This window comes from Oscillatoria salina IIICB1 (assembly GCF_020144665.1).
In the GTDB taxonomy this organism is placed as follows: Bacteria; Cyanobacteriota; Cyanobacteriia; order Cyanobacteriales; family SIO1D9; genus IIICB1.
This window is the reverse complement of record NZ_JAAHBQ010000062.1, coordinates 1-25,811: the sequence shown is the minus strand read 5'-3', so window position 1 is coordinate 25,811 and position 25,811 is coordinate 1. Positions and strand designations below refer to the sequence as shown.

13 protein-coding genes are annotated in these 25,811 nt (G+C 41.5%); 7 read left to right on the top strand and 6 right to left on the bottom strand.

What is annotated here, in order from left to right:
• Positions 1-2: 2 nt before the first annotated feature.
• Positions 3-2,009 (top strand): alpha-amylase family glycosyl hydrolase, encoded by a 2,007-nt coding sequence (locus G3T18_RS18000; RefSeq protein ID WP_224411967.1) that lies wholly within the window; start codon positions 3-5, stop codon positions 2,007-2,009.
• Between the two features lie 16 nt (positions 2,010-2,025).
• On the opposite strand, the gene G3T18_RS17995 is transcribed toward G3T18_RS18000, so the two are convergent.
• From G3T18_RS17995 to G3T18_RS17985, 3 genes are read right to left on the bottom strand one after another with little or no spacing between them, the layout of a single operon-like run.
• On the bottom strand, positions 2,026-2,871 hold the full coding sequence (locus G3T18_RS17995; RefSeq protein WP_224411966.1) for a M28 family peptidase: 846 nt from the start codon (positions 2,869-2,871) through the stop codon (positions 2,026-2,028).
• 3 nt (positions 2,872-2,874) lie between these two features.
• On the bottom strand, positions 2,875-3,297 hold the full coding sequence (locus tag G3T18_RS17990; RefSeq protein ID WP_224411965.1) for a DUF29 family protein: 423 nt from the start codon (positions 3,295-3,297) through the stop codon (positions 2,875-2,877).
• Positions 3,298-3,301: 4 nt separating this feature from the next.
• A complete protein-coding gene (locus G3T18_RS17985) occupies positions 3,302-4,174 on the bottom strand; it encodes a PhzF family phenazine biosynthesis protein (RefSeq protein ID WP_224411964.1) in 873 nt (290 codons plus the stop codon).
• A gap of 174 nt (positions 4,175-4,348) precedes the next feature.
• On the opposite strand from G3T18_RS17985, the gene G3T18_RS17980 reads away from it, so the two are divergent.
• Complete coding sequence (locus G3T18_RS17980; protein WP_224411963.1) at positions 4,349-5,557, top strand: septal ring lytic transglycosylase RlpA family protein; 1,209 nt, start codon at positions 4,349-4,351, stop codon at positions 5,555-5,557.
• A gap of 92 nt (positions 5,558-5,649) precedes the next feature.
• On the opposite strand, the gene G3T18_RS17975 is transcribed toward G3T18_RS17980, so the two are convergent.
• Positions 5,650-16,401: a CHAT domain-containing protein gene (locus tag G3T18_RS17975; RefSeq protein ID WP_224411962.1), complete on the bottom strand. Its 10,752-nt coding sequence runs from the start codon at positions 16,399-16,401 to the stop codon at positions 5,650-5,652.
• A 507-nt stretch (positions 16,402-16,908) separates the two neighbouring features.
• Here G3T18_RS17975 and G3T18_RS17970 point away from each other — a divergent pair.
• Entirely contained in the window at positions 16,909-20,112 is a 3,204-nt protein-coding gene (locus G3T18_RS17970; protein WP_224411961.1) for a valine--tRNA ligase, read from the top strand.
• Positions 20,113-20,134: 22 nt separating this feature from the next.
• Complete coding sequence (locus G3T18_RS17965) at positions 20,135-20,662, top strand: hypothetical protein (RefSeq protein WP_224411960.1); 528 nt, start codon at positions 20,135-20,137, stop codon at positions 20,660-20,662.
• A 119-nt stretch (positions 20,663-20,781) separates the two neighbouring features.
• Here G3T18_RS17965 and G3T18_RS17960 read toward each other — a convergent pair whose 3' ends face one another.
• Positions 20,782-21,324, bottom strand: a complete 543-nt coding sequence (locus tag G3T18_RS17960; RefSeq protein WP_224411959.1) for a single-stranded DNA-binding protein — start codon at positions 21,322-21,324, stop codon at positions 20,782-20,784.
• Positions 21,325-21,439: 115 nt separating this feature from the next.
• Positions 21,440-23,968, bottom strand: coding sequence for a mannose-1-phosphate guanyltransferase (locus G3T18_RS17955; protein ID WP_224411958.1), 2,529 nt, complete (start codon positions 23,966-23,968; stop codon positions 21,440-21,442).
• Positions 23,969-24,425: 457 nt separating this feature from the next.
• Between G3T18_RS17955 and G3T18_RS17950 the strand changes: the two genes are divergently transcribed.
• Genes G3T18_RS17950 through G3T18_RS17940 form a run of 3 tightly spaced genes read left to right on the top strand, consistent with a single transcriptional unit; the run spans position 24,426 to position 25,707 of the window.
• Positions 24,426-24,617 carry a hypothetical protein gene (locus G3T18_RS17950; protein WP_224411957.1) on the top strand — a complete coding sequence of 64 codons (192 nt, stop codon included), beginning with the start codon at positions 24,426-24,428 and terminating at the stop codon, positions 24,615-24,617.
• Between the two features lie 15 nt (positions 24,618-24,632).
• Positions 24,633-25,412: a cobalt-precorrin-6A reductase gene (locus G3T18_RS17945; protein ID WP_224411956.1), complete on the top strand. Its 780-nt coding sequence runs from the start codon at positions 24,633-24,635 to the stop codon at positions 25,410-25,412.
• 16 nt (positions 25,413-25,428) lie between these two features.
• Positions 25,429-25,707: a DUF2470 domain-containing protein gene (locus G3T18_RS17940; RefSeq protein WP_224411955.1), complete on the top strand. Its 279-nt coding sequence runs from the start codon at positions 25,429-25,431 to the stop codon at positions 25,705-25,707.
• Positions 25,708-25,811: the final 104 nt, after the last annotated feature.

The following is a 25,811-nucleotide window of genomic DNA, read 5'->3' as shown; positions in this document are numbered from 1 at the left end:
CTATGCTGGTTAATTTTCTCCAACGCAAACAAATTGAGTTTATTTTATGGCGACCAAAAATAACAGAAACTCAACCTACACTGTTGATTGGTACTATCGCTACTTCTAGTCATAATCCCTACGAAAACTTCCGCGAAATTCCTCTGCAACAGTCAAAAGAATTTCCTGAACTTTGGTTTATTGCCGCCAATCAGTGCAATTTGCAAGACGGACAAGTGTACTTTTATTGGTTCAAAATTATCAATACTAATCCTTATGAAAATCAAGCTCAAATTATGTACTGCACTGACCCCACAGCTACGACAGTAGACCGTCGTTTTCTAGCTCCTATACCTCCAGAAAATCAGGGAGTTGCTAGTTTCGATCCTGCTAGCGTTATTTTATATCAAAAAGGTAAATTAATCCCTTGCGACCCCCAAGGAGAAACTGTAACTTGGGAAAATAATGACTACTTAAATAATTTACCTCCTAACAATCGTTTAGTCATTTATGAGTTACCTCCTCGGTGGACGATAATCGCTCCTAGTGGAGAAACTGAAGTCGGTATCGGTACTTTTCAAGACGTACTTTCTTTATTCGATACTAACTGTACTGCACCTGATTTTTCGGAAGTAGAAGCATTAAGAAAAGGTTGCGCTCATCTGCGAGAATTAGGAATAAATGCACTTGAATTGCTACCAGTTTCTGACAGTGACGATAAATTTGAATGGGGTTATGGAACTGCTAATTATTTGGCGGCTGACTTTGATTTAGGACATCCAAAAACTCAAATTGCACCTACAGCTTCTGTGGATTTAGCCAAGTTAATTCAAACTTGTCATCAGCAAGGTGTACGCTTTTTTATTGATGTAGTGATGGCATTTTCGCGGAATAATCCTTATCGCAATCTTAATTTTAGTGATTTTTACGTTCGATATAATAGTAACGACCCAGAAGGATTTAATCGAGAAAGTTTTGGTGGCGATTTATTTAAGTATAATTATTGGGTAGAAGGCTATCAACCTTTAAGTGGTGAAAAGGGAAGTTTAGTTCCCAGTCGCGAGTATATGAAAGTATTTATTGCTCATTGGTTAGAATATTATCGCGTAGATGGAATTAGAATTGATAGCGTTAATAATATTAGCAATTATGACTTTGTAGAAGAGTTTAAAAATTTAAGTCGCGAGATTTGGAAACAACGCGGAGGTAGCAGCGATCGCTTTTTGGTTGTTGGTGAAGAATTAAGCGTTCCCTTGGCTTTAATTCAACAAAATCGACTTGATAGTTTGTGGAATGAACATTTCAAAACTATTGCCAGAAAAGTAATTTTAGGTCAAAATTCTTATTTGGATAATAGCTTTGAATGGAATGTGAAAAAATTAATTGACTGTCGTTTTTTAGGCTTTACAGATGGTTCGCAAGTAGTTAATTATTTGACTTCTCATGATGTAGGCGGTTTTGGTAACGAACGCTTATATAATTATTTAGTTAATAATGGTGTTTATGATTCTGAAAAACGAATTAAATTAGCTTTCGTTTGCTTGCTCACTGCTGTAGGTATACCAATGATTTTAGCAGGAGATGAATTTGGCGATCGCCACGATTTAGATATCAGCGACGAACACAGCAATAAAAAACAAGTTGACCCAGTTAATTTTAATCGACTCCGAGATGATTGGCGACAAAGAATCTTTCAATATGTAACTCGATTGGTTCGTTTTCGTACTACTTTCGATGCTTTAGCTGTTAACGATACTAACTTTATTCACGGAGATTTTAACGAAGGTAAACGAGTAGTTGTTTGGCAGCGAGGTGTGGGTGAAAATATGGTAGTTGTAGTTGCTAATTTTAGCGATTATGGTACGCCAAATCCTGTTAATCCTACTTCCGAATATGTAATTCCTAACTTTCCCTCTACACCTGTTGGTAAACAGTGGCAAGAAATAACTCAAAATCGTCTTGTTCCCTCTGAATGGATTGGGAGAGAACCAATTTTTCCTTGGGAAGCGAAAGTTTATGCTTTAGTTTAAAACCAAGCTAATCTAACTACAATCTTTTAATTCCCGCAACCAAACCTTGACAAACACCAGTCAAAAAATCTAAATCTAAGCTTTCTATTGTATCGCTAGGTTGATGATAGTGAGGGTTACGGAGAAAAGATGTATCTGTCACCATAATTGCTGGATAATTTCGATCCCAAAATGGTGCATGATCGCTTAATCTTGTCTGTCGAATCATTTTACCTCGATTAAAGACAGGCAACCATTGACAAGGTGTACCAATTTTACGAAAGCGATGACTGAGATTAATTAAATCGGGAATTGTGGTTAAATTTCCCACTAAAGCAATAAAATTACCTCGATTGGGATAAAAGTATTTTAATCCCGGTGGATAAACTTGGGAATTGGGACTTGCATCGCAATAACCCAGCATTTCTAGAGATAGCATCAGCCGTAGCTTTTCTCCTTGTTGTTGTAACTCGTTCGCATAGCGATCGCTACCAATTAAACCATATTCTTCCATATCAAATGCAACCAATCTGACTGGCGATTTTGGCGGTTCGCTGGCAAAAATCTTCGCTAATTCTAATAATACCGCCACGCCCGTAGCATTATCATCTGCTCCCGGCGTTCCTGGTACAGCATCGTAATGCGCGCCGATTAAAATAGGTGGTCTAGGCTTTTTAGTTACTTTCTTTCCTGGTAAATTTAGAATCAAATTTTTATGAGTTTGATTTCGCACTTCAAATTCATGAATTTCTACAGTTCCCCATTGTCCAAATTGCCTGCGAATATATTGCTGGACGAAAAAATGTCCGGCACTATCGAGATAGGGATCTCTTAAGCGGACAATTTCTTTAAGGTGCGCGTGGAGACGTTCTTTTAAGTTCATTCTTTAGCCTAAAATTAAATCTATTGCTCGATTAATAATTTCTGATTTGTTTACCATTACTGCTATTTCTTCGGCTTCGTAAATGCCTTCAAATGCTTCTAAAGATGCTTGTCTTAAAGCAGAATCATAAGCATCTTCTAAAGTTTCGAGTAATTCATCTGGTGTCAAATAAGTTCCTTTGGCTTTGTGACGCTTATTTGTTCTTTGAATTTGTTTGACAGCATTATATACTGAAACTTCCCAGGATTTTGTCGTTCTATTTTCAGCAACTTCTTTGATTAAATGTAAGAGCAAAATTATTCCGTAACTAAATATTTTGTTAATTTTATCGGATTTGCTCATTTCTTCTAATTCTGCTACTACCAGTAAGGCTTCATCAACTTTACCTTGAGACAAAAATTGCTTGAGTTTAATTAATTCTTCCATCGCTTTACATCCAGTTTCCTTGAGCTACCATTACTACTTTACCACCAACATTTACCTCTATTTTGGCGTTGTTTTCTTGAGCTTTTAATAATAACAAAGAAGGTCGATTAATTTCGTAGCCTTGTTCAACTTTAAGATTAATCTCTTTTTGACCAAAATAAGTATATTTGACTAAATATCCAGCTAAACAGCCATTTGCACTTCCCGTTGCTGGGTCTTCTGGTATTCCTAGTAATTCCGCAAAAACACGCACGTTTAAGTCATTTTCTGCTGCGTAGGTTTCAGGTGCAAAAATTAAAAGTTCTTTAGCTTCTGAATCTTTAACTAACTTTAAATATAATTCCTTGTTTAGTCGCGCTTTTTTAACTGCGGCTAAACTTTTCAAGGGAACAATTATAAAGGGAATTCCTGTAGAAACTGCTTGGACGGGAAAGCGGGAATCAATGTCATCTGGTTTGAGATTTAAAGCGGCTGCAACTGGATTAATTTCAAAGCAATTATTAAATGTCGGTGAGTTTTGCCGCATCCAGACAAATTCTGACTGAAAAGTAACAGGTATTTGTCCCACTTTTAAATTTAAATTAACTTTTATAGGTGAATTTTCAGCTATTTTAGTTTGTAAAATATATGCGGTTCCCAAAGTTGGATGTCCCGCAAAAGGTAGTTCTTTTTGGGGTGTAAAAATTCGCACATTATAACCATTATTTTGAAGTTGTTTGCTTAAGATAAAAGTAGTTTCTGAATAATTGATTTCTTGAGCAATTTTTTGCATTTCCTCGTCACTAATTTTCTCAGCATCGACGAAAACTGCTAACTGATTACCCGTATATTTTTTTTGAGCAAAAACATCAACAATATAAAAGGTTAAACTAGTCATTTTTGTAACTTAAAAATGGTAAATTTATGGCTAAAGCGCAATTACGAACCGATTTTGGTAAAATTTAAGCAAAAATTTGGGATCGCTCCTAAGATTGATTTTTTCAAGCTAAAGTTTTGTATACTATACTACGTTTACCAGTAGGAGCGTGTTGCATACCAAAGATTAAGCGTTATGTCAAGACTAAAAAATGCTTATTTTACTGCTTGGACAAACTTTTTAGAGAATAAAAGTCAAATATTACCAACATTGTCTGATAATTTCTCTGGCGGACAGTTCCCCAGAGTTTTTTTTGCTGTTGGTAGTCCTTTGCTGCCACTAACATTATCGTTCAGTAGTGCGATCGCGGCTACACCTTCCTATTTTCCCTCGCACCTACAAGCGAAAGCAGAGATAACCTCCAAACCCGCAGTTAAAAGCGAAATTCCCACCCCAGAAACTAGCTTCTGTAGGTTAGTTTCTCAGCCGCAGACGAAACCAACACCCCTACCCCCTGAATCTCAGCGTTATGTAGTTTCATCCTCAAAAGCATCGGAAAACAAGCCTTCTCAGCTAAATTTTTCGCAAAAAATCATCCAAGCAATCCGCAATTTATTTCCGTGGTCAAAAAAACCGCAACTTCAAGAAACTCCTTCAACTGTGGTAATGGTAAGAAGAGCAAATTCACCACAAAAACCTAAAAAACGATGGCTTTCTCCATCCAAACAAAATTCGCTCGCCAATCAACAATCTCAAGTAAAACAAGAGTGGGAAGTTTGGGTAAAAGGAAATTTAGTTGCTGAATTTAGCGACAAACTCCAAGCAGATATGTTTGCGAATAGTTTGGCAGATTTCTTAGCTGAAAGAAATATTGTTGGTGAAGAGATTAAACCAGCGATCGCGGAAGGAGAACCAGCCGCAAAATTTGGCGAAGAATTATTATTTGTCGTTGACGAAATGGTTTCTCCCGAACCACCCTATCAGCGCGAATTAATTACAATTAAATGGATTAACAGGTTACGCATAGCCCTGGAAAGTGAACCCTTAAAACTAGCAGAAGCGCAACGCTTGATGTACGATTTAGTAGAAACTGCCGACAAGTTGGAAGGTTTAGCTTCTTGGTACGGACCCCAATTTCACGGTCGTTTGACAGCAAATGGCGAAACTTTCGACCAAAATGCGTTAACGGCGGCTCATCGTAGTTTACCCTTTGATACTTATCTGAAAGTAACTAATCTCAATAATCAAGAAAGTGCGATCGTGCGAATTAACGATCGCGGTCCTTATATCCCACCTCGCAGTTTAGATGTTTCTTGGGGTGTAGCCCGTTGCTTAAACTCAGAAGAAGATGGTGTAGTTCCCTATCGTGCTGTGATTATGCAGCCACAGGGAGGGAGGATTTAGGATCGTGACTAGTTATCAGTTATCAGTAGAGATTGGAGACAACAAGCAATTAGCGAATAAACTGCTCGCTGTTGACTGGTAACTGAACCCCATCACCAAGGATTACCAATTAAAGTAAATCCACTCCAATAGTAAGGATGGTCCAAAGTGCGATCGGATAACCCCTCTAATTCTGGTGGTAAATCTACCACACCACCGGGGACAATTAATTTACCTCCTTCAATGCGAATCTCTCCTTGCTGCATCGCTAATTGCGCTTGTCGCATTCCTTCAGCTTTGATCGGTTTTGTTTTGAGATTTTCGTAGAAACCAGTCATCAACGAAAGCGTACCTTCATCGCTAACATACCACAAACTACCGATCGCTGATTTTGCTCCGGCTTGGACTGCTAATCCGGTAAATCCTAATTCGGCTTCCTCGTCTCCTAAAGCGGTACGACAAGCGGAAAGTACGACTAACTCTACTTGGGGATTATGTAAGTTTAGTTCCCGCAGTTGATCGAGTGTTAGCTTCGTATTCCAAAACTGGATGTAAGAGTTACTTGGTTTACCTGGTTTAAATTCCCCGTGAGTAGCTAGATGAACGATTCCATAAGGCGTTGACGATCGCGCTTGTTTGAGATTTTCTATGGTAAACTCTTCATTTAGGTAAGTACTTCCTTTCCACAGGCGATCGGCAATTACCTTGATTTCTACTGGTACTGCGGGAAGGGGATTTTGATCGGGGAATAGCGATGCACCCATTGCTAATACTTCGCTATTGCGGACATCCACGTAGCGAGTATCGGTAAGAGATAAACTCGGCATAATTCCCACACTGTATTTTTCGATGATAAACTGATTACCATCGTGAAGGGCGGCAATGGGTAACGATCGCAAGCCAGCATCCATCAGATAAGCTAAATTACCTACTTCTCTGGTTTGTAATTCTTGCTCGATCGGCGTTACTAACCACTGATACAATTGTTTTGCTGAAGCTAAATAAGCATCTGGACGACGTACATTCGTTACATTCCGCCGGAATTCTCCAGCCGCTTGCATTACTTTTGCTCTCGTTGCACCTTCGATCCTGCGTCGAATTGGTTCTCCTTTCGCCGTCACTACTACTAACTCTAATATGTCGCTAGGTTGCGGTGAAACAATCGTCAGATTTTTCTCAACACTACCACCCACTGATTCTACACTTTGCGGGACAAAAACTACGTAAATCAGTGCAGGTTTAATCCCTGTATCTCGTTCGATCGCGCTGAGGATACTTTTCTCTTCTGATAAACTGATTACAGGTACTGGTGCTAACCCTAGATATTCTTGGTAGGCGTTGGTAAATACTTCCTCGATTTGAGCTATCCGCACATCTAATTCTACAACTGGAGGAGTATCGGCAATCTGAAATTCTTCTTCTTCGTTTTCGATTAGGTTGACAGGATTAACTCCTGATTCTACCTCTTCGGTTGGTGTTTCTGTGGGTGTTTCTGTGGGTGTTTCTGTGGGTGTTTCTGTGGGTGTTTCCGTGGGTGGCGCATCTACACTTATAATCCCTACATTACCCCTTATTTCCGTAAAGAGAAACGATTCGGGACTCACCGTTACTTCGCCGCTAGTAATCGCCCCTACTGTACCATTAACACTCGCATCGCCGACAATAAAAGGTATTTCGCCGTTGCCACCATGACGAATTGTAATCGCACCGTTACCGTTTCCCCCGGCTGTGGAAATACTGGCTTCGATACCGTTACGATTTGTAAATGTATCTTGACTGCGGAAATATCTTCCCACAGTAATGTCTACATTACCGCCGCTACCTTCGCTACCACCTTCAGCGTTGATGTAGTTTACTTCGATATCTTCGATGGGGTCTAGGGTAACGTTACCACCATCGCCGACGCTACCGCTAGTATCGACGATCTCCGTACTAATCGCAATTTGAGCATCGATAAATAAGTCACCGCCACTGTTACCAAAACTGGTGAGATTACCTGTGGAAACTATACCATCTTCACTGATTAAGGTGATATTACCACCTCTGCCGTTGCTGCTACTGGTATCGATATCGGCAGTAGTTAAATTTCCCTGTGTCTGTAAGTTTACTTCTCCCCCGTCTCCTTCTCCTCCCTGAGTATCAATTGTTCCACTAACGGTTATTTCACCGCTAGCTGTGGCAGTGACGCTACTAGCGGCGAGATCCTCTGCTGTGATATTATTGGCGCTGGTAATGACTAAGTTGCCCAGACGAGTGTTTTCACCGACTGCGGCGGCGAAGTTAACGTTTCCTGTACCTGGATTTAAGGTTAGGTCGTTCGCTCCGTCAACTGTACTACCAAAGTTGATATTGCTATTACTCGTCGTCAGGTTTAAATTGTTACCAATTATTAAAGAATTGTTGTAATTCTGCTCGTTTGTGGTAACAACATCACCGGCAAGGAAACTGCTACCACCACCAGCAATTGTGAGACTATCAGCGTTAATCGCACTCTCAAAGCTAATTAAACCACTGCTCGTCGCAGTTAAATCCCCTAATGTTTGATTGCTACCTACTGCACCTGTAACGGTAATATTGCCCGCTCCGGCAGTTAAATTCAAGTTCGAGTTACCATCGATTGTACCTTGAATGGCGATCGCACCAGCACCGCTACCTGTATCGAGAGTCAGAGAATCACCTAAAACCACATTACCATCGATCGTAATATTTTGGTTATTAGTAGTAAGATTACCATTGAGGTTTGTCGCACCAATTAAAGCAATTGAAGCGTTATCTGTAGCCGTAATTCCCTCAACAATAATGCTACCAAAAGGCGATTGAATTGTTACTGGATCGGAAAAATTAACACTACCAAGATTAATTAAACCACTACCATCGCTACGTCCAATTGTAATCGCTGCAAAACCATCTGCAATTAAGTTTAATCTGGCGTTACTTAAATCAAAATTATCTGTAGCATTTAATGGTTGTAATGTCAAGTTCCCGCTACCGCTAATTGAGTCAGCAAGTGCGAGATTATTTGCGGTAAAATTAACATCAAATCCCGCATTAATTGCACCGCTTGTCGATATTTCTCCTCCGGTAGCAGTGACATCTAAATTACCACCAATATTGGCTGTCCCCAAATTAATTTGAGTTGCAATAATTTCCGCATTTCCCTCACTTCCCGTGGTATTTAAACTAACACTCCCGCTAGAATTTAACGAGTCTAAAATAATATCTGCGTTTGTCGCTTGCGTCGTAAAACTTGCATTTCCGCCTACATTAACTGTACCACTGTCGGTAATATTTCCCGTTGTCGCGCTGACTAGCAAATTCCCCGCGACATTCAACTCACCCAAATCAACCGTATCATTTTCCAAGACAACCACATCATTTCCCGTCAGTTGTAATCTCCCCAACAAGTTATCTGGGTTAGTAAGAAGAATATTATTATTACCAGCAGCAAAAATTGTTTCACCCCCGGTTGTCAAAACACCGCTTTGAGTAATATCTCCACTAGATGTCAGCGAAAAGCTACCGCTAACCGTCGAAGTTTCTAAGTTGGTTGCAGAATTGTCGATAATTGCAACATCATTTCCGATAACTTGGAGATTGTTACCAAAGTCATTCGCAGTATCGTTGAGAGTAATATTACCTTGGTCAGTAGCATTGAGAATTGTATTTCCCGCTACAGTTTGCGTACCATTTTGGATAATTCCAGGAGTAGCTTGGATATCAGCTAAACCAGGATTAGCCGTATTTAAACTAACTGTACCACCAAAGAAATTATTTGCATTATCTAGCGCGATCGCGTCTCCTGTAAATACTTCTGTAAATGCTTCTCCTTCTCCAAGACTATTGACAGTTAAATTACCACTGACAGTTTGTTCGCTTAGTTCAACAGTACCAACTCCGGTAATAATTACATCACCGTTGGGTAAAATCAGCACTGGAAGAAGATTACCAGCATTATCTAAAATTACTGTACCAGGAGTATTAATCGCGACAGTATTTGCAACTTTGACTTCTGTGTCATTGGTTTGGGAAATGTTTCCTTCGGAGTCGAGGTTAAAGTTACCAGCAATGAGACTATCACCTAAAACTGTTTCTCCGCTATTGGTAAACGAGACATTACCGAAACCTGTAGTTGTCGTCGTAAAACTCGCATCACCGAAAACAGTCAAAATTCCACTGCTAGCGATCGTACCAGCAGTTACGTCAAATGTCCCAGAAATATTTGACGTACCAAGATTAATCTCATCGATGTCATTCAAGGTAACATTCTCACCGCTAACCACGGAAACAATATTGAAGTCGTTAGCGTTATCGAGAGTAATGTCAAAGTTACCAGCATCGAGGATACTATTCCCTAATACTGTTAAAATTCCCGTAGCAACGTCATCAATTACCCCATTTGCAGTTAAATTCAGATTTCCACCGATATTCAGAATACCTGTAGCGGTAATTCCACCACCAGCAGTAACTACAAAGTCATCCGTAGTTGTCGCATCTGAGATTTGAAGATCGTTTATATCATTAACTAGGACATTTCCCCCACTAACCACAGAAAGAATGTTCAACTCATGATTGTTATCCAGGGTAATATCATTATTATTCGCATTTAAAGTTGTAATTCCCGCAACGCTGAGAATACCGCTATCGCTAATGACACCATTTGCAGTTACATTGAGATTACCAGAAATATTTGCCGTATCGAGAATTAGAGGATTATTATCGACAATCGTGACATCCTGTCCCGTGATAATTAAATTGGTAAATTGGTTGTTAGCGTCGGGGAGATTAATATCTCCTTGGGTAGTCGCATTCAGAGTTGAAATTCCACCGACACTAACAGTACCACTTTGGTTAATACCTGGCGTACCTTCAATTGTAGTTAAACCAGAATTAGCCGTATTAAACGTAACTGTACCACCAAACGAGTTACCTGAATTATTTAACGCGATCGCCTCTCCTGTAAAGACTTGTTCAAATCCCTCTCCTGATGCCAAACTATTAACGATCAGATTTCGTGGTACATCTAATTCTGGTAGCGTCACCTCACCAATATTCGTGATGACAACATCTCCTTCTGCGTCGGGTAAGGGTAAACCGAATAAAATATTCTCAGGATTTTCCAAGGTAATTGTACCTTGAGTATCTATATTAATAGTTCCGGCAACTTGTACTGCACTGGTGTCGGTTTGAGAAATATCTCCTTGGGAGTTAAGGTTAAAGTCACCACCGATAAGACTATCGCCTAAGACAGTCACACCAGTATTATTAAAGTTGACAGTACCTAAGCCTTCACCTGTAGTGGTAAAGTTAGCGTTACCACCAACTGTTAAAATACCGCTATTCGTAATTGAAGCAGCCGTTACGTCAAATGTCCCGGTAAGATTAGATGTACCTAAATCTATATTACTGATGTCATTGAGGATGACATTTCCCCCATTAACGACGGAAACCGTATTGAAATCGTTGTTAGCGTTATCCAGGGTGATGTCAAAATTACCTGCGTCGAGAGTTGTATTTCCTAAGACGGTGAAACTACCAGTTTCGCTATCGGAAATGTCACCAGCCGCAGTAAGATCGAGATCGTTACCGACATTTATCTCCCCAACTGCGGTAATTCCCTCACCAGCAGTGACATTCAAACTTCCACCGACGTTAGAAGTTGCTAAACTAACTGCATCAAGACTATTTAATGTCGCATTTCCCTGAATACCATTGGTATTTAAACTAATCGTACCAGCGACATCTAACTGATCTAAGATAATGTCGTCATTCTCACCAAAAGTGGTAAAGCTACTCTCACCACCAACAGTTATTAAACCACTGTCGGTAATATTCCCGTCGAGGGTACTAATTCCCAGATTACCAGCAACGTTAAAGTTACCCAAATCTAAGGCTGTTGCATTTCTCAGATATAAGTCTCCAGTTACATTAGTAACGATAAACTGACTTATAGCTGTTTCTAGAGGATTTGCTTCTGTACCTACCGAACCAGAAACATTCAAATCTAGAATACCATCTCCGCCGATGATAATATCTGTACCCGTAGCGGCGCTAGTAACTGTACCTGTTTGTAGAGTTAAAGTAGTATTATCGCCGAGGATAATTCCGTTTGTGAAGCTTAAGTTTCCTCCGCGAATAGTTACGTCGAAAGTAGTGTCACTAAAGTCTACTATACCTGCGGTTCCGATCGCGATCGCACCAGTACCATTTTCCGCCCCAAAAATTACTTCTGTAAAGTTATCGGCGATCGCGTCTAGTTCGGTTTGTGTTAAATCTAAGCTATTCTCACCTGTATCGTCTGTACCACCGAGAATTATATTTTGAATATCATTAAACGGTTGTAATGTCAAGATACCATTGCCAGATAAAGTGCGAAGTCCGTCGCGATCGATACCATCGCTAGTAATGGTAATATTGCCTGTAGTTCCCGCACCAGTAGCAATTATCTCATCAAAAATTACTAAATCGGGGGCGCTTAATTCCACATCGCCAGCATTACCACCAACTGAGCTAGAATTTAAACTACTTCCGGTAATCCCGGTAGTATCAATAGTTCCCGTAACTCCGTCAATCGTAACAGTAACATCTCCTCCATCACCGTTACCAGAGGAATTCGCAAATAAGTCACCAGTGGTAATATTACCACCGTTGGTAGTAACAGTAATATTGCCACCATTACCAATGGAACTTGCATTAATTTGTCCTGCGGTAGTATTAATCTCACCGACAGTATTCTCAACATTAAGAGTAACATCTCCTGCATCCCCATCAGCAAAAGAGTTAGACAAAATTACGCCAGTAAAAATATTACCACCCGTAGTCGATACTTCGACATTACCACCATCACTAGAAGCAGAACTAGCATCTAAAAATCCCCCGCGAGTGTCAATGCTTCCCAAACCAGCTTCTACTCTTAAACTTATATTACCCGCAGTCGAACCACCTTCATCAGTATCAGCAGAAATCCTATCATTAGTAATAATATCCCCACCTTGAGTAGTAATCGTAACGTCTCCACCAATCCCATTGCTAGTGAAACCAGAAGAAATAGCCCCAGTTTGGATATTACCAGTTTGAGTAGCTAAAGAAACATCACCACCCGTACCCGTTTCCGAGAGCGATCGCAACTCTCCGCCTGTGGTATTAATATTACCAGCACCGTCAGTTACACTCAGACTAATATCTCCACCTATACCGTCAGTCTGCGACTCAGAAGTTAAATTTCCCGTCGTAAGATTACCTGTATTAGTAGTAAAGCTAATTATCCCACCATTACCATCAGTGGAACTTGCATTAACTTCACCTACTGTCGTGTCAATTTCACCACCCGCAAATAAAGTAATATTCCCCGCATTACCTACATTTTCTTCACCAGCAAAATTAGTCAGCAAGTCACCAGTAAAAATATTACCATCATTCGCAGTTAAGCTAATATTTCCCGCTTGTTCAACGTCATTGCTAGTATTGAGAGTTCCTGGGGTTGTATTAATATCTCCAAAAGTGCTAGTAATAGTAATATCGCGACCGAAATTTTCAATGTCAGCCGTCGTCACATCTTGATTAGCTAATAATTCAATTGTGGCATCATCTGCGCCGATAATCGTTCCATTAGTAGTATCAATTGTACCCGCACCTTCTGGGGACCTTAGCAAAATCGGGTCTTGAAAAGTAACTATAGTCGGCGGCTGATCGTCATTATCTGCTAAACTAATCTCACCACTACTATTCTCGCCACCAATTGTAATCGAATTGAAACCATTTTCGAGCGCATCCAAGTCATCTTGAATTAAATCTAAAACACCTGGATTATCCTCTGGTTCTACACTAGCATCACCGAGGATAATATCTGCTGTAGTGGTAAATGGTTGGAGAGTTAAATTTCCCTCTCCAGAAACCGTTCCAGAAAAGTCAATTTCGTCTCCAGTTAGCGTCACATCGCCAATTAAAATTAAGTCATCGCCATAAGTTTGACCATCATCAGTAGTAGTAGTTACATTACCATTTATTTGTGTCGAACCACCGCCATCTGTCTCTACACTTTCCGCAAAAATATCGCCACCAAAGACAGTCTCTCCATCAATTAAATCTTCATCTTGAAAGACACCAAAGTTATTGACCAAAAGATCTCCTATAGGTTCGTCAGCAGAACCTATATTGCCTTGAATATCAATGCTTTCTCCAGTTTCTAAAGTTAAGTCAAAATTGCCATTGATATTATTCTCAATCGTAATATTGCCCAGATTAAAGCTGGTTCCGGTACTAATTTCTACATCTGCACCGAGAGTAACTTCTCCAGTTTCTAAACTAATATCTTGACCTTGAGTAAGAATATTATTATTCAGGAAAATTTGTCCTGCATCAAGAGTAACTGATGTCAAGCCTATTCCGGTAATTTGCCCGTCAACATCAATTGAACTATCAGGGGCTGTTATATTTAAAGTTATATTGCCAAAAGTAATGTCACCTGCAATTGTAGTTTCGCCGCTATTATCCCCACCAAGAGTTAGAGAATCAAAGCTAGTTAAATCAAAAGCGGCTAATTTATCTTCAGTTAAGGCTAAAGTATCTGTACCTGGGTCTACTATACCTCCTATTTGGACATTTTGACCTGGAGTAAAGGGTTCTAAAGTAAGTTCACCACTACCTTGAACTATTCCTAGAGTGCCAACAGGAGTAATTTCATTACTTGTAATAGTAACATTACCACTATTATCTATACCTGTAGCCGTAATATTACCGAAAGTAACCTCAGTCGGCGCACTTAAGACAACATCTCCCGCTTCGTTATTAACATTAGTAGAACTTGTATCAAGAGTTGTAGATATCGCAAAATCTCCACCACTTAAATCTATCGAACCAGTTCCATTGTTTACCCGGAAACTGATATTTCCTCCGTCTCCATTATCCGAACTAGAATTTAGGGTGACTGAATTTCCGGTGATAATGTTGCCACTCTCAGTGGTAAAGTTAATGTCGCCGCCATTGCCAGCATTTGAGCTAGAGTTAAGATTAGAAAATCCTCTAATGTTGATATTTCCTGTACCGTTTTGAACTGTAAGAGTAATATCTCCAGCGTCTTGAACGCCATTGGAGTTAGTTGACAAATCGCCTATAGAAATGTTACCGTTTTGACTAATTATTTGGATTGAACCAGCATTTGCAGCGCTAACACTGGTATCTATTGTACTAACAGTAATATCTCCACCTGCGGAAATATTAATGTTTCTCGATTGGGCGAAGATGGTGTCGTCAAGACTCATGGTAAAGTTACCAATACCATCGTTATCGGCATCTGCGGTAAAGGTAATATCGCCACCGGGACCGTTAGCAAATGTAAGTGCGTTATCTGCTAAATCGCCAATAGTAATATTATTTGTAGCTTCGAGAATTACTTCAGCCGTCGCAGCAAGTCCTTCTAATGTTGCTGCGGAAATTGTGATATTTGTGCCGTCAAAATCTTCTGCTAAAATATCTGGTAGTGCGGCTGCAACTCCGGCTGTTTCTCCAGCGTCGTCATCGATAAGAATATTTTCTGGGTCTAATAATAAAGTACCGAAGTTACCGTTAGCTGCACTAAGGTCAACGCTACCATTAAAAATTAGGTTTTCTTTACCTGATACTTCGACAAAGCCACCGTTACCAGAAATACCCATGCCACGGGCGGTAATGCTACCATAAAATGCAGTAGTATCATCTGCCCAAATTATTACTCTGCCACCGCTACCATTTTGTAAAGCATCGGCGTTAATTGTCACGTCGCTACCAACAAAGGTATGCTGGGCGTTGGGGACTGTTCCTAAGCCTTGAAAATCACCGCCAATGCGTACTGTACCACCGCCGTTAGTCCCGGAAGCGTTAATTTTTGCATCAATTAAGCCGACGATTTCACCAAAGACGTTTATTTCTGATATGTGAGGTAAAAGTGTATTGTTACTTGCGTCTAATGTGCCGGAAACTACAGCCACCCCTGGATTTGTTGGTATAATTTGTCCAGAATTGGCTAATTGTACTTCGCCTTGGGGCGTAACGTTTAATCCTGTGGCTACTCCAGCTTCCGCAGCCCCGGTTAATAAAGCTGGTAAGTCGAGTACGTTAATTGATTCTATTTGTCCTTGGGGGGTTCGCGGCAATTCGACTTCTAAACTTAAGAGTTGTCCTTGCTGAGAAATTCTGACTAAATTGGTTCCGGGGACGGCGGCAATGGTAATATCTCCTCCAGGAGCGTGAATTGTCCCGGTGTTAATGACACTGCCGCCAAGTAAAGTTAAATTTCGCCCAGCATGAAGTTTTATGTCGGCACTATTGACAATTACGCCAGGTTGTGCTAAGTCAAAAGCGAATTGACTAGGATTACCAACTAAAGCCTGATAGTCATTGTCACCAAAAGCATTAAACCACTGACCCTCGCCAAAACCAATCCCCGTAGCAGTAGTCGCGAAAAAGTCACCGGGAACATTGAGACTCGCATTTGCGCCAAAAACAATTCCGGCGGGGTTCATAATGTAGAGATGAGAATTCCCACCAGTAACTTCGATTAAACCATTAATAATCGAGGGGTCGCCACCAACGACGCGAGTGAGAATGTTGCGAATTTCCGGTTGAGAGAGAAAATTAGCGATTTCGTTGCGATTGAGTCCCAACTTTTCTAAACTGTGGAAAAGATTCGCCCCATCACCAGAAAGAGTTCCCCCATCAATTTTATACTCATTGCCCTCGATAATAATTGTTGTGCCAGTACCATCTTGTGCTGGTATAATCGATTGCGCGATCGCCTGCCGAGCAATTAAAACACTAGCCCAAACTGGAATTATTCCGGAAAGAGACGCTAATAACGATAAAATCCGCAAACCAAGGGGAACACACTTCATGGCAAAATTACCTTTTTCGCATTCGAGTTGATAATTGAGTCTCTGAGTCAATTTGGCTACAATAATTTAGCCAAGAAATCAAAAAACGTTTTATAATATTTAATATTTCCTAGTTTGGGTCAGTTAAAAAAATATTGCTTTTAGTTGAAGATCGGCTAGCTAACCCAAAAAGAGCGGCAACAAGAGCTAGCATTACTAGTAAATTACGAGATAATTTCCACGCTAACAAACTATAACTTATCCTGAGAAAAGATTTTGATTTTTCTCTTACTTCAGATAGATTAATAAATTTCCCGGTTAAACAAAATCATTGCTGGATAGTTAAGGGGATGTGAAAATAACTTATAATCTAAGTTTTCTGCACCCTTACTTGTTTGACTAGCTTGTCAATACCAGCGATCGTAGTAGTAGCGCCAGCACCTTCAAATCGATCTCGCGTTCTTTAGTTAGTTTTGCGCTCATCGTCTAGTATGGCACAATCTTAGATAAAACATATATGCCTCGCTCATGACCGCATCAACTTCCTTGCCAACCCAGTACGAACCCAGAACCACAGAAGCCAAATGGCAACAAATCTGGGCAGAAAATCAGGTGTTTCAAGCTAATCCCGAAGCAGGTGGCGAAACCTACAGTATTGTGATTCCGCCGCCGAATGTGACGGGTAGCTTACACATGGGACACGCTTTTAATACGTCTCTGATTGATGTATTAGTTCGCTATCACCGGATGCTGGGTAAGAATACACTTTGTTTACCGGGAACTGACCACGCTAGTATTGCCGTCCAAGCGTTGATTGACAAACAATTACGCGAAGAAGGTATAAATCGTGACGATTTAGGTCGAGAAGAATTTTTAGCCAGGGCTTGGCAGCAACGAGAAGAATCTGGCGATCGCATTTACAATCAACTTCAGCGTCTGGGGCTTTCGGCAGATTGGTCCCGGCAACGTTTTACTTTGGATGAAGGTTTATCGGAAGCAGTAGCAACAGCTTTTGTCCAGCTTTATGAAGAAGGTTTAATTTATCGCGGTAATTACTTAGTTAACTGGTGTCCCGGTACTCAGTCAGCCGTCTCGGATTTAGAAGTGGAAATGGAGGAGGTTGACGGACACTTGTGGTACTTCCGCTATCCTCTTAGTGACGGTAGCGGTCATCTGGAAGTGGCGACGACTCGCCCAGAAACAATGTTAGGCGATACTGGAGTGGCAGTTAACCCTAACGACGATCGCTACCAACAATTCATCGGCAAAACGATCGCCCTACCAATTATGAATCGGGAAATTCCGATTATTGCTGATGAATTGGTCGATCCTGAATTCGGTACGGGTTGCGTGAAAATTACTCCCGCCCACGACCCCAATGACTTTATAATGGGTCAGCGTCATAACTTACCGTCAATTAATATTCTGAATAAAGACGGCAGTTTGAATGAAAATGCAGGAGATTTCGCCGGACAAGACCGTTTCGTCGCCCGCGAAAATGTGGTCAAACGCCTGGAAAATGAGGGATTTTTAGTCAAAATCGAAGACTATCGCCATAGCGTTCCCTACAGCGATCGCGGTAAAGTTCCCGTAGAACCGCTACTTTCCACTCAATGGTTCGTCAAAATTGAACCTCTCGCCCAAAAAGCTTTACAACACCTCGACCAACAAAACTCGCCCTACTTCGTCCCGGAACGCTGGAAAAAGGTTTACCGCGACTGGTTGGTCAAACTCAACGATTGGTGTATCTCCCGCCAATTGTGGTGGGGACACCAAATTCCCGCTTGGTACGCTGTTAGCGAAACCAATGGCGAAATTACCGACGATACCCCCTTCATCGTCGCCCATAACCAAGCCGAAGCCCAAGAAAAGGCAATAGCACAATTTGGGGAAAATGTCAAGCTGCAACAAGACCCAGATGTGTTAGATACCTGGTTTTCTTCCGGACTGTGGCCCTTTTCGACAATGGGTTGGCCCCAACAAACAGCCGATTTAGCAGCCTACTACCCAAATAGTACAATGGTGACAGGCTTTGACATCATCTTCTTTTGGGTAGCCCGAATGACGATGATGGCAGGACATTTTACCGAGCAAATGCCCTTCCAAGACGTTTACATCCACGGTTTGGTTAGGGATGAAAACGGGAAAAAAATGTCGAAATCGGCAGGAAATGGCATCAATCCCCTGCAATTAATCGAAAAATACGGTGCAGATGCTTTGCGTTACACCTTAATTAAAGAAGTAGCCGGAGCAGGTCAAGACATAAGCTTACAATACGATCGCGATCGAGACGAGTCAGTTTCAGTCGAAGCATCCCGCAACTTCGCGAACAAACTCTGGAATGCAGCCAGATTCGTGATGCTGAATCTGGATGGGAAAACGCCAGAACAACTAGGAAAAGCTAACTATAGCGACCTGGAAATGAGCGATCGCTGGATTTTGTCCAAATTTGAGCGAGTAACTCAACAAACCAGAGCCCACCTGGACGAATACGGCTTAGGAGAAGCAGCCAAAGGGCTATATGAGTTTATTTGGGGCGATTTCTGCGACTGGTATATCGAACTAGTTAAATCCCGTCTCTGGGATGATTCCAGTTCCCAATCCCGTTTAGTCGCTCAACAAAACCTCGCCTACCTACTTGATGGTATCCTGAAACTGCTCCATCCTTTTATGCCGCACATCACCGAGGAAATTTGGCAGATGCTCGTGCAAAAATCTGACCAGTTTCTCGCTTTACAAGCTTACCCGGAAACCAAGGACAGATTCTCCACTCGCTCAACTAAGCCAAAAGATACTGTCGTAGTTTCCGGCGATTTCCACGAAACTCAAGTAATTCTGGAGAAAATCAAAGATACCACCGTTCGGGTTTTATCGGAACCACCAAAGTATTTGCGAGAGTTTTACGTGAGCTATAAACTACCGATCTTAGTTTTTCTCTTACTGTTTATTAGCTTAGTTTCCTTCAAAGCGATCGGTGCAGCCTTGGATGCGATTAATAGCGTTCCTTTTGTCGAATATACCTTCGACGCGATCGGAATGGGATACTTACTGTGGTTTACTTATCGCTATTTACTACGCCCCAATACTCGTCGTGAATTAAAAGCAAAAATTAATTCCTGGATCGAGCAAGCAGTAGATAATAAGGAGCAGCAGCTATCAGTTTCCTTACCAACTAGAGAAGAGGCAAAAGTTACCTCACTAACAGCCGTTCCTCAAACCGCTAAGGCTGAGAAATCAGTCTTAATCGATACTGAATTAGAGTCACAATTCGAGTTATTAATTGGGACAATTCGCACTATTCGTAACTTGCGCGCCGAAGCCGATATTAAGCCAGGAGTTAAAGTATCAGCCATTTTACAAAGCGAAAGTCTCCAAGAACGAGAAATTTTAGAGCAAGGTCAGGAGTATATTAAAGAGTTGGGTAAAGTAGAAAAACTGACAATTACGCCCAGTTTAGCCGCAGAACCATCTCAAGCGATCGCCTCAGTTATCGGAACAGTACAAGTATTGATTCCTCTTTCTGGTATCGTTGATTTAGAATCTTTGCGTGCCAAGCTAGACAAAAACTTGGGCAAAGTACGAGCCGAAATTCAATCCTTAACCGCTCGTCTGTCCAATCAGGGTTTTGTCCAGAAAGCCCCTGCCGAAGTGGTACAAGGTGCCAGAGATGCTCTGGCAGAAGCCGAAAAACAAGCGGATATCTTAGAAGAGCGCCTTCAGCGTTTACAGTAAAGTCACTCTTGGATCGCGAGTAATGTTACACCTAGCCCAAGTGCAAAAAAATCCCACTTCCGGCACAATGGAATTAGAATTGCTTGCCTACCGTAAAGAAGCAGAAAATCTTTGGGAAATAGGCGCAGCAGAAGGTTTTCAATCGCCAATTGCTATCGAAAAACTCGCTATTCCCATTGCTTCAGCCGATACAGTTTCTCTGGCGAAGGAATATTTTCAGCATGAAGGTTTGTTGGTGCTGGTAGAAATGAGTGGCGATCGCGAAATTATCAGCGTTAAAGAAGCTAAAGATTGGTTGGTTGGGTTAGTACAAAAGTATCTCAGTAGAGAACTACTGACACCTGAATTTCTCGAACAAGAAGAAGCAAGAGTAGAACAATGGCGACAAGATTTGACTCAACAAAGTCAAGAATTGACTCGCCGGAATTTGGAAATAGAAACTCGTCAAGAACAAATTCAGCAGTTAGAAGAAAATCTCAAACTGGAAAAGGAGAAATTTGAGCAGGAAAAGGAAAAGTTCGAGTTAAGTTTGCACCAAGACGAAGATTGAAAAGACTTGGAGATGTTGTTGCTACCGAAGTAAAATCAAACTCACCAACTCAGCGAGAAATAGCGAGATTGGTGAGTTTCCCGTAGCAATAGTTAATTGGATAATTGGCGAGAATTAACCTAGAAAGGGATTTCGTCTAAATCTTCATCGGGGACTGGTGTAGGAGCAATTTTTGCTTGAGACAATGCTGGTTCCGAGACTGGAGTAGAGGGATTCGTTCCTGAATCAGCTTCCTCATAGTCGAGATAATCTGGTTCGGGAGATTTCTTTTTCGTATCCAGATTGACGACATTGTTGGGACGGGATGAAATTGAGGGAGAAGCGCTAGTCGCAGTTGTCGTAGTTGTAATTGTCGTGGGAATTGTCCCGTCAAGCTTATGTAGCCGCGAAGCAATCAACTCCGCTCTTTTTTCTTTCGTTCCTTCTCGTTCAAAAACATTCATTTTCAAACGACCAACAACGATCGCGCGATCGCCTGTTTGATAATTTGCTTGGATTTCGGCGGCGGTATTTCCCCAACCCACTACTCTAATTCTCGCTGGTGGCTCCTCTGGTTTTCCGTTCTCAAACTCCACCCACATATCAGCTACAGTTTTCTCGTCCTGTGTTGTCCGCAGTTGGGGGTTTTCAACGATTTTGACCATTAAAATGCAACTATTCATCGATCTATCTTCTTTTCCTATTTAGAACTATTGTACTATCAGGTCGCTTAACCTGAAAAAGTCAGCAATTTTCTTGACAAAAAGACTAAACTGTGTAGTGAAGAGCGAATCAGGTTTAGATACCAATAGTTTCGATACCTTCTTCTTGTTCGATAAACTCCTGAACCCGATAGCGATATTCTTGAATTGCACTATCAACCCACTCGCGATCCTCACTATTAGCAAAAATATGAACCAAAGATTCACCAGCATCAGGAAGAACTAAAATCCAATTATCATTTTGAGGATTAACAATCTTCACACCATCAATCAATTCCAAATTATCAGTAGGATGAGTTTCCACCAGATAGCGCATCAAAGCTCCTTTAACAGTCCAAGGACAGCGCATCGTGTAAGATTTATGGCAAATACGAGGAAGTTCCGCGCGAATTTGAGCCAGCGATCGCTCTTGCACTGTCAGCATCTCAATCAGTTTAGCAATACAGAACATTCCATCAAAACCAGGATGTAACCTGGGAAAAATGAAACCACTCTCCCCACTTCCCCCCAAAACTACATTAATATTTTCCTGAGATGCCTCCATCAATGCCGTCGGCGTTGCCTTAGTGCGAATCACTCTCCCATCATGTCGTCGCGCAATTTGTTCCACCGCACTAGAAGCATGAACGGGGACAACTACAGTACTGCGAGGATGTGCCGTCATCATCATATTGACCATCAGCGCCGTCAACTGTTCGCCCCGAATCGATAAACCAGACTCATCAACCAAAATCAGTTGCTCGCCATTTGCTGAAACTTGCACTCCCATATTAGCTTTGAGAGCTTCCACCACCTGCCCCAACTGATAAAGTAAAGTTTCTCGTTCCTCATTAGAAACTGCCGTTTGATTCAAACTGGCATTCAGCACCACCGCATCGCAACCAAACTTCGCCAACAAGCGAGGTAAAATCGCCCCAGAGACAGCATAAACATAATCAATCACCACTTTCGCGTGACTATTACGCACCGCTTCCACATTCAGGTGTTTTTCAAAGCTTTTACTATACAAATCCAAAACTTGAGAAGCATAAACCACATTCCCAATTTCGGCAATTTGGACTCGCCGTAAATCTTCCTTAAAATAAGCACCTTCAATTTTCTTTTCTTTGGATTTCGAGATATTAATACCCTTGGCATCCAGAAATTCAATTAAAATGTAATCCGGGCGATCGGGGTGTAAGCGTACGTGAATACAGCCTTTCACCGACATTGTGGGGATAACTGTACGCGCCACTGGAATAGCAGTTGCTTCGAGATTTTGGACATCAACTCCCGCCGACATCAAACCAGCAATTAAAGAACGACTGACCATGCGAGAAATACTTCGTTGGTCGCGAGAAACAGCCACCATCGAACCAGGTTTTAAAATCGAGCCATAAGCTGCTCCTAACTTGACCGCAAATTCGGGTGTAATATCAATATTTGCCAGTCCCGTCACGCCTTGCTGACTGAAAAGATTGCGTTGAGCGGTATTACCCCAAATCAAGTTAATATTTAAAATTGCTCCCGACTCAATCTTTTTCCGGGGCCAAACTCGGACATTGGGACTGATTTGTGCTTCTTCGCCGACGCTGGAAAGAGCGCCTACCACTGCTCCTTCTAAGATATGAGCGCGACGGTCTACGCGAGTACCTCTAGCAATGATACAAGCTCTCAGATGAGCTTCTTCGCCAATAATTGCCCCATTCCAGATAATCGGACGTTTCAAGTCGGCATCTGCACCAACGGTCACGTTATCGCCAATTACGGTTCCCGATTCAATGTGAACTCGCTGACCGATACGACAATTACTACCAATGATTACTGGTTTTTCAATTTTGGCAGTGGAATCGATATAAGTATTTTGTCCCACCCAAACTCCGGGAAATTTTTCTTGATAAGGTAACTGGATTTTTACTTTACCGTGTAAACTATCGTAATGTGCTTCCCGATAAGCATCCAAATGACCGATATCACACCAATAACCCTCGGCAATGTAGCCGTACATGGGTTGTTCTTTTTCCAGTAGTAAAGGAAATAAGTCTTTGGAAAAATCGGATTCTTCGTTAAAAGGTAGGTAGTCTAAGACTTCCGGTTCGAGGATGTAAGTGCCTGTATTGACTGTATCGGAAAAAATTTCACTGCTAGAAGGTTTTTCCAAAAAGCGACGAATGCGATTTTCTCGATCGGTAATTACTACGCCAAATTCGATCGGATTGGGAACTCGTTTGAGGACTAGGGTGGCTTTTGATTTTTTTTCTTTGTGAAAGGCTACTGCGGCTTGGAGATCGAAGTCGGTAAGACTGTCGCCGCTAATAACCAGAAAAGTGTCATCGAGTAGTTCGGCGATATTTTTGACGCAGCCAGAAGTCCCCAACGGCTGATCTTCCTCGACAGCGTAGGTAATTTCAACCCCGAAATCACTACCATCCTGGAAGTATTCTCGCATCACGTCTGGGAGATAGTGTAGTGTGGCAATTATTTCGGCGATCTGATTTCGTCTGAGTAAGTTGATAATGTGTTCTGCGATCGGTCGGTTGAGAACCGGAACCATTGGTTTGGGAAGATCGCAGGTTAGGGGACGCAGCCTGGTTCCAGATCCACCAGCCATCAGCACTGCTCGCATAATTCCTCCTCGCCTCTTGGTTTAGTCATTGGGGAGCTTGAATTTGATTTTCCCCTTATGTTTATATTCTCTTTGTCTTCGATCCTTTTGTGAAAATCGATTAAATTTTGGTTCTAAAATTGTAGTTGGGGGTTATTTTACTTGATATAAGCTTGATTAATAAATAGCTAGGATTTTGGTGCTAGTGGCAAATGATAGGTGAAAGTCTCTACTGTCGGTCATTTATTCGAGGGCGATCGCTGGGCAATTTTGCCTTGGCGAGTGATTGTAGTTTCTGCAAAATCAGTTCTCTAACTCAATTTTACCATTAGCTATTTTTAATTGAGGCTCTGATTGTATTGGTGTTTTTACGATAATAGTTAGGGAAAATAAGTTAGATTAAAATTGAAGGAGAAGTCTACATTCTCAATTACTGTTTGTGAATTTCAAGCGCAAAAATTTATTGGGGGTAAATTGCATGGGATTTTTAGTTGGTGTTTTACTGGCTGTTATTTATGGTGGTGGAGCTTGGAAGTTTTGGAAGGGGTTTAGAAGAACTAATTTTGACCCTAGTTTAGGCAACCGGATTGTTTTGGCTTCTTTGTGGCCTATTTTACTGATTGCTAATAAGTCTTATCGCCAGAATTTTCAAAAGGCTCTTAAAGGTTAGTTTTGGTGAGCTTTTTTGACTAGTCAAAAAAAACAAATTTGGCTGATTGGAGGTACGAGTGAGAGTGTGGAAATTGCTATTGCTCTCGCTCGCCAACAGCTTTTTTGTACGATTACCGTGGCAACTCCTACGGCGCAAAGTCTCTATCCTCAGTCGCCTTTTTTACGGGTTTTGGTTGGGGGTTTGACTGGCGATCGCTTACACCGTTTTTTACAATCTCAACCGATTCGGGCGATCGTTGATGCTTCTCATCCCTTTGCTTCCCAAATCTCGACTCGCGCGATCGCGGCTGCGGCTCGCTACAATCTTCCTTATCTTCGTTACGAACGTCCCACCTTGGATTTATTACCACAAAATGATAATTTTGTCAAGGTAAATAATTTCGAGACATTATTAGCAGAAGATTATTTGTTTGGAGAGAGAGTATTGCTGACAGTAGGATACAAAAATTTACCTTTATTTCAGCCCTGGCAGGAAAAATCAAGCTTATTTGCGCGAATTTTACCCAGTGTCAACTCGATCGCAGTTGCCTTAGCTGCGGGTTTCAGTAGCGATCGCCTAATTGCTTTACGTCCCCCGATTAGTGCCGAATTAGAACAAGCATTGTGGCAGCAATGGAACATTTCCCTAGTTGTAACCAAAGCATCGGGACAAGCTGGAGGAGAAAACACCAAGCGAATTATCGCCACCGAACTAGGCATTAAATTAATTGTAATCGAAAGACCAAAAATTATTTATCCCCAGCAAACCTCAGCTCTTCAAGAAGTGGTAGCATTCTGTAGTCGAGAATATTAGCAATAGCAAAACAAAAATGTCCGAACCAATCACTCCACAGATCGGCGATCGCATTTGCAAACACATGAACGAAGATCACCCTGACGCGATCGCACTTTACGCCAAAACCTTCGGCAAATCGCCAAATATCGAAACTGCAAAAATGGAATCAATCGACCCCGAAGGAATGAATTTAACTGCTACCGAAGATAGCAAAACCATACCAATTCGCATCGAATTCGACCATCGGCTCAAAGATGCTGAAGATGCCCATCATACCTTAATTGAAATGGTCAAACAAGCTAGGAATAGGTGATTAGGGACTGGGGACTGGGGAGTGGGGACTGGGGATTGGGGACTGGGGATTGGGGATTGGGGACTGGGAAAGAGGGGGGAGACAAGGGAGAATTATGAGATAAT